This is a genomic window from Stieleria sedimenti, from assembly GCF_025060895.1.
Lineage (GTDB): Bacteria > Planctomycetota > Planctomycetia > Pirellulales > Pirellulaceae > Stieleria > Stieleria sedimenti.
In genome coordinates, this window is sequence record NZ_JANZKV010000284.1 from 1 (window position 1) to 5,331 (window position 5,331).

Sequence of the window (5,331 nt, forward strand, 5' to 3'; positions counted from 1 at the left end):
GGCTAAACACCAACGGTTGCTGACCTCTTTTCCGCTCGACTGACGCCAACCGAGAACACGAAATTGACACATCGCTATGCCCGAACTCAACGCACCCGCAACCAGCAAACCCGCCGTCACCGCCGTCGTGGCGATGACCCCCAGCGGGGTGATCGGATTGGACGGGACGATGCCGTGGCGGCTGCGTCAGGACTTGCAGCGGTTCAAGCGGATGACGATGGGTGGCGTGTTGGTGATGGGCCGCAAGACCTTTGATTCGATCGGGCGGGCCCTGCCCGGCCGGCGGACGATTGTCGTGTCCCGCCAACCGGACCTGTCATACGAGGGCGTTGAGATCGCGTCTTCACCCGAAGCGGCCCTGCAGCTGGGCGGCCAGACGCCAATCTATGTGGTCGGCGGGGCAGAAATCTATCGCCAACTGATCGATCGCTGCGACCAGATTTATTTGACACGCGTGCTCTCGGGCGTCGCTGGCGACACCGAACTGGAGCTGGATCTGTCAGATTTCCGCACGGTGGAGCAATTTCGGGTCCCGGCGGGACCGGCCGACGCGGTGCCGACCGAGTTTTTTCGGATGGTCCGGCATCGCCGGAGTGAAAATTCCTGAAAAGGCTCGAAAGTGGCCATTGAGCAAAAAGGGGACCATTCGCTATAGTCCGGGATTCTTGGCCAGCACTTTTTCTGACTTTCTGCGGTCGCGTTCCCTCCCGGGGGCGTCTCCAACCGCAAGGTGCTGTGTCTTCATAGTTTTAGCACGATGATTTTGCAGGAGCCTCGCCATGCCCCGTTTGTTGGGCGTCGACATCCCGAACGACAAACAGATCCAGTATTCGTTGACCTATCTCTACGGCGTCGGCCTTCACACGGCCCGCGAAGCCTGTGAGAAGCTCGGCGTGGACCCGACGCGCGCCGCCAGCGACCTCGGGGAAGATGAGCTGGGTCAAATCGCAGCATTGCTGGAACGTGAATACACGGTCGAAGGTCCACTGCGTCGCCAAACGACTCAGAACATCAGCCGGTTGCGCGAGATCAAGTCGTACCGCGGCATGCGGCACCGCATGGGATTGCCGGTTCGCGGACAACGCACCAAGACCAACTCGCGTACCCGTAAAGGGCCCAAGAAGACGGTCGCCGGAAAGAAAGGCGTCAAGGATCTTCGCTAAACGTCTGGCGGATTCGCCCGGCGATTTGCGTGCCGAGCCCCTCCCCCGACGTCTCAAGACATATTTTCGTTTGGTCCAAAGCAGCTACGGCGTCACTGACGCGTCGCGCTTTGGCCTCCCCTCCAGTTCGACATTAACCGTTTGAAGTTTTAGGACTTTGCAGTGGCAAAGAGCAACAAAAAGAAACGAGTACGGCGAAACGTGACCAACGGCATCGCCCATGTTCACGCGACGTTCAATAACACGACGGTGACCATCACCGACGTCAAAGGCGACACGCTGTGCTGGGCAAGTGCCGGAACCAGCGGTTTCAAAGGCAGCCGAAAGAGCACCCCGTTCGCCGGCCAGTGTGCCGCCCAACAAGCCGCCGAAAAGGCGTCGAAGTTCGGCATGCGAGACGTCGAAGTTCGCGTCAAGGGCCCCGGATCGGGACGTGAAAGTGCCATCACGGCGCTCCAAGCGGCCGGACTGAAGGTCAAATTGATCGAAGACGTCACGCCGATTCCGCACAACGGATGCCGACCGCGGAAAAAGCGTCGCGTCTAGTAGATCGGCCCCTCGTCTACTCATTACCCCCGCATTTGCACTCCCAAGCGACAGGATCACAACCATGCATATCCGTTGGCGTGGAATGGAACTTCCCAGTAATCTGGAAGTTGACCGCGATTCCCTTTCCCAAACGTACGGCAAGTTCATCGCCGAACCGTTCGAACGTGGCTTCGGCACCAGTGTCGGCAACAGCCTCCGACGCGTCCTGCTGAGCAGCCTGATGGGTAGCGCCGTCACGCAGATCAAGATTCGTGGCGCCCAGCATGAGTTCACCAACATCCCCGGCGTCTTGGAAGACGTGACCGAAATCGTCCTCAACGTCAAAAGCTTGGTGGTCCGCAACCACAGCGAGGCGACGCGGGTGATCACGATCGAAAGCGACAAAGCCGGTGAACTGCGCGCCGGTGACATCGAAACCGATTCCGATGTCGAAATCATTAACAAAGACCTCGTGCTCGCGACGCTCACCGAAGACACGCCATTCATGATGGAAATGGTCGTCGAAAACGGCCGCGGCTATGTACCGGCGACCGAGCACAGCAGCGCCGATCACGAAATCGGAATCATTCCCATCGACGCCGTCTATAGCCCGATCACCCGCGTTCGATACGAAGTCGAAGAAACCCGCGTCGGGCAGAAAACCAACTACGACAAGCTGATTCTGGAAATTTGGACCGACGGTAGCGTCAACCCCGAACTGGCACTCGTCGAATCGGCAAAGATCCTCCGCAAACACCTCAACCCGTTCGTTCAATATCGCGAACTCGGACCGAGTATCTTCTCGGCCGCTCGCGGTGGCGCGGGGTCGCCCGAAGCTCAACTGGAAGCCAAGTTGAACATGACGCTCGCAGACCTGCGATTGTCCGTGCGGGCAAACAACTGCCTGGAAAGTGAAAACATTCAAACGGTCCGTGATCTCGTTCAACGCAACGAAGATCAGCTGTTGGAAGTCCGGAACTTCGGCGATACCACGCTGAACGAAGTCCGCGAAAAATTGGCCCAATACGGATTGCACCTCGGCATGCGAGTGCCGGCGCAACCCATGTTCTAGCGGACGCCTCGCCGCGGATCCGCTCGAAAACACCTACGCACAAATACACCCCCAACCCTATCCGAATACGTCATGCGACACCGACGACGTGGCCGCACGCTGGGACGCAGTCCCAGCCACCGAAAGGCCCTGCTGAAAAACCTTGCCAGCGCTCTGTTTCTGACCGAGCGTGATGCCGAACTCGACGACAACGCCCCCAAGGTTGCCGGTCGAATCACCACCACGCTGCCCAAAGCGAAAGAAGTGCGGTCGCTGGTCGAAAAATGCATCACCATCGCCAAGAAATCGCTCCCGCACGCCGAAGAAGCGGCCAAGTACGCTTGCGACGCCGACCGTGGCAGTGACGAGTATAAGAAGTGGCGAAAAAGCGAAGACTGGCAGAAGTGGGCCGCGGCCCGCGCTCCCGTCGTCGCCGCACAGCGACGCATCGTTCAATTGATCGGTGACAAACAAGCGACCGCCGTCCTGTTTGACACCATCGCACCACGCTACGTCGATCGCGATGGCGGCTACACCCGCGTCGTCCGTCTGGCAATCCCGCGACTCGGCGATGCCGGCACCCGGGCGATCCTTGAACTGGTCGGAAAGAACGACCGCGTCTCGCGAAAAGCCGAACGACCCTCGTTCGCCGATGACAGCGATAGCAGCGACAACGATGCGGAAACGACGCCCGAACCCGTCGCAGCAGCCGCGGATTCCGACGACGAACAGTCCTGAGTTCCGCGGTAGCGGGCTGTCGATTTTCCGATATCAGCGCGTCAATGCCAGCCCGACGCGTTAGCGAGGGGCGACACGTGGCCCCTTGCTCACACACGCGGGCTTAGAGCGACAGCCCGCGAGCCGTGGGCTTCACTGTGAAAGACCGGAGGGCTCGCGCCCTGCCGCTAACAAAAAACTCCCTGCTTGGCATCGCCTACGCCCCGCACGCCGCGGCATCGACAAACCAACGCGTCGGTTTGATCCGCTGCGACGGGTAGCGATTCGAATCGGGTTCGCCTAAAAGAACCTGCTTCAGGGCCTGCTGTTTTGCTTTGCCAGCGGTCATCAACCAGATGTTTCGCGCCGATTCAATCGCCGGAAACGTCAGCGTGTACCGAAAGCCATCAAACTTCGGCACCCAATTTTCGACGAACCAGCGGTTCTGTTCGCCCAGCGCCAGGGTGCCGGGGAACAACGACGCGGTGTGTGCGTCATCGCCCATGCCCAGCAGCATCAGATCCCAGGCCGGAAACGGCTCGTCGAAGTGGTCACGAAGCGTCTGCTCGTACTGCTCCGCTGCTTCGGCCGGTGCATCGACATTCACGGGTACGGCATGAATGTTCGCCGCCGGAATGTCAGCCTTACTCAGCAATGCGGTGTGGACCATACGAAAATTGCTGTCGGCATGGTCGTGGGGCACGTTGCGTTCGTCCCCCCAAAACCAATGGATTTGGTCCCAGGGAAGCTGACGCTCGCTCAGCATTTCATAGACGCGACGCGGGGTCGAGCCGCCCGATAGGGAAACACGAAAGACGCCGTTCTGCTTGACCGCTTGCTCGGCCAACTCGCAAAAGGAATCGGCCACGGCCAGTTGCAACGAGGCGACATCGCGGAAGGGATCAAAGGGATAGTTCATGGTCAGAAGGGGTAATCGGATTCGGGCGTCGGGGCGCGTAGATTCTATCAGTCGATGGACGCCAGCCCACGGGCCCTTCAGCCGAAAAGAACGTCGTGCTGCGGCGGCCGCCCTTGATCTCGATGACGGTGCATCAGCCCAAGCTTCTGGAGCACAAGTCGCACCAAGAACGCCGGGTTGGTCGTCAGATAACGTTTGAACAATCGCTTCGGTTCGTGTGCCAATCGAAACAACCATTCCAGCCCGTGGCGTTGCATCCACGGCGGCGCCTGGGCCAGCATGCCGGCGTGGAAGGCAAACGCGGCACCGACGGCAACCAGGGGCATGTTTAGGCGATCACGCATTTCATACGTGAACACCTCCTGCCTGGGGCAGCCGAGGCCGACGAAACAGATCCCCGCGCCGCTGGAATTGATTTCCTCGGCCAGCTCGTCGCGTTCCAGTTGCGTCAACGTGCGAAAACGACTGCTGCGCCTGCCGGCGATCCGCAGCTCCGGAAATTGCCGGCACAGCGAGTCGGAAAACCTTGCCAACACTTCCTCGGTTGACCCGAACAAAAACACCGGGACGGACTGCCGTGCGGCTGCCTGGCAAAGCTTCAGCGTCAAATCAGGGCCGTACACCCGGTCGTCCAGCTTGCAGTCGTGCAACAGATTCAACGCCCAACGAACCGGTTGGCCGTCGGGGCAGACCAGATCAAATTGATTGAGACGATATTGATGTTCGGGATCGGTGACCCCCGTCATCACACCGTGCACCGCTAGTGCGGTGACGGACATCGCTTGGCGGCCCACGGCCGCATCGATCACCTTGGCGACGGCCGACTCATAGTCGATCGCGTTGACACCGATGCCGAGAACGTTTCGCTTTCCGAGGTCGATCAATTTGATTCAGGATGGGTTGAAAATAGGTGTCCGGCACCTTTTAGTGAGGACGTTGGTGTCCAGCCTTTA

At 59.6% G+C, this 5,331-nt stretch carries 7 protein-coding genes; 5 read left to right on the forward strand and 2 right to left on the reverse strand.

Annotation, left to right across the window (positions count from 1 at the left end; all coding sequences use genetic code 11):
- The first annotated feature begins 76 nt into the window (after positions 1-76).
- The 5 genes from NZK35_RS30190 to NZK35_RS30210 all read left to right on the forward strand — a co-directional run bounded on the left by NZK35_RS30190 (position 77) and on the right by NZK35_RS30210 (position 3,480).
- Complete coding sequence (locus NZK35_RS30190; RefSeq protein ID WP_259636257.1) at positions 77-607, forward strand: dihydrofolate reductase; 531 nt, start codon at positions 77-79, stop codon at positions 605-607.
- Positions 608-791: 184 nt separating this feature from the next.
- Positions 792-1,163 (forward strand): 30S ribosomal protein S13, encoded by a 372-nt coding sequence (gene rpsM / locus NZK35_RS30195; protein WP_095741452.1) that lies wholly within the window; start codon positions 792-794, stop codon positions 1,161-1,163.
- A 162-nt stretch (positions 1,164-1,325) separates the two neighbouring features.
- Positions 1,326-1,709: a 30S ribosomal protein S11 gene (gene rpsK / locus NZK35_RS30200; RefSeq protein ID WP_095741425.1), complete on the forward strand. Its 384-nt coding sequence runs from the start codon at positions 1,326-1,328 to the stop codon at positions 1,707-1,709.
- A gap of 64 nt (positions 1,710-1,773) precedes the next feature.
- Positions 1,774-2,763 (forward strand): DNA-directed RNA polymerase subunit alpha, encoded by a 990-nt coding sequence (locus NZK35_RS30205; RefSeq protein ID WP_259636258.1) that lies wholly within the window; start codon positions 1,774-1,776, stop codon positions 2,761-2,763.
- A gap of 72 nt (positions 2,764-2,835) precedes the next feature.
- Positions 2,836-3,480, forward strand: a complete 645-nt coding sequence (locus tag NZK35_RS30210; RefSeq protein ID WP_259636259.1) for a bL17 family ribosomal protein — start codon at positions 2,836-2,838, stop codon at positions 3,478-3,480.
- Positions 3,481-3,676: 196 nt separating this feature from the next.
- On the opposite strand, the gene pgl is transcribed toward NZK35_RS30210, so the two are convergent.
- Together pgl and NZK35_RS30220 are read right to left on the reverse strand one after the other, a co-directional pair.
- Positions 3,677-4,378: a 6-phosphogluconolactonase gene (pgl, locus tag NZK35_RS30215; RefSeq protein ID WP_259636260.1), complete on the reverse strand. Its 702-nt coding sequence runs from the start codon at positions 4,376-4,378 to the stop codon at positions 3,677-3,679.
- 77 nt (positions 4,379-4,455) lie between these two features.
- On the reverse strand, positions 4,456-5,262 hold the full coding sequence (locus NZK35_RS30220) for a WecB/TagA/CpsF family glycosyltransferase (RefSeq protein ID WP_259636261.1): 807 nt from the start codon (positions 5,260-5,262) through the stop codon (positions 4,456-4,458).
- Positions 5,263-5,331: the final 69 nt, after the last annotated feature.

What these genes read in the sequence shown, in the direction of transcription:
- NZK35_RS30190 (WP_259636257.1), top strand. Translation starts at nt 77, where the DNA reads ATGCCCGAACTCAACGCACCCGCAACCAGCAAACCCGCCGTCACCGCC.
- NZK35_RS30205 (WP_259636258.1), top strand. Translation starts at nt 1,774, where the DNA reads ATGCATATCCGTTGGCGTGGAATGGAACTTCCCAGTAATCTGGAAGTT.
- NZK35_RS30210 (WP_259636259.1), top strand. Translation starts at nt 2,836, where the DNA reads ATGCGACACCGACGACGTGGCCGCACGCTGGGACGCAGTCCCAGCCAC.
- pgl (WP_259636260.1), bottom strand. Translation starts at nt 4,378, where the DNA reads ATGAACTATCCCTTTGATCCCTTCCGCGATGTCGCCTCGTTGCAACTG.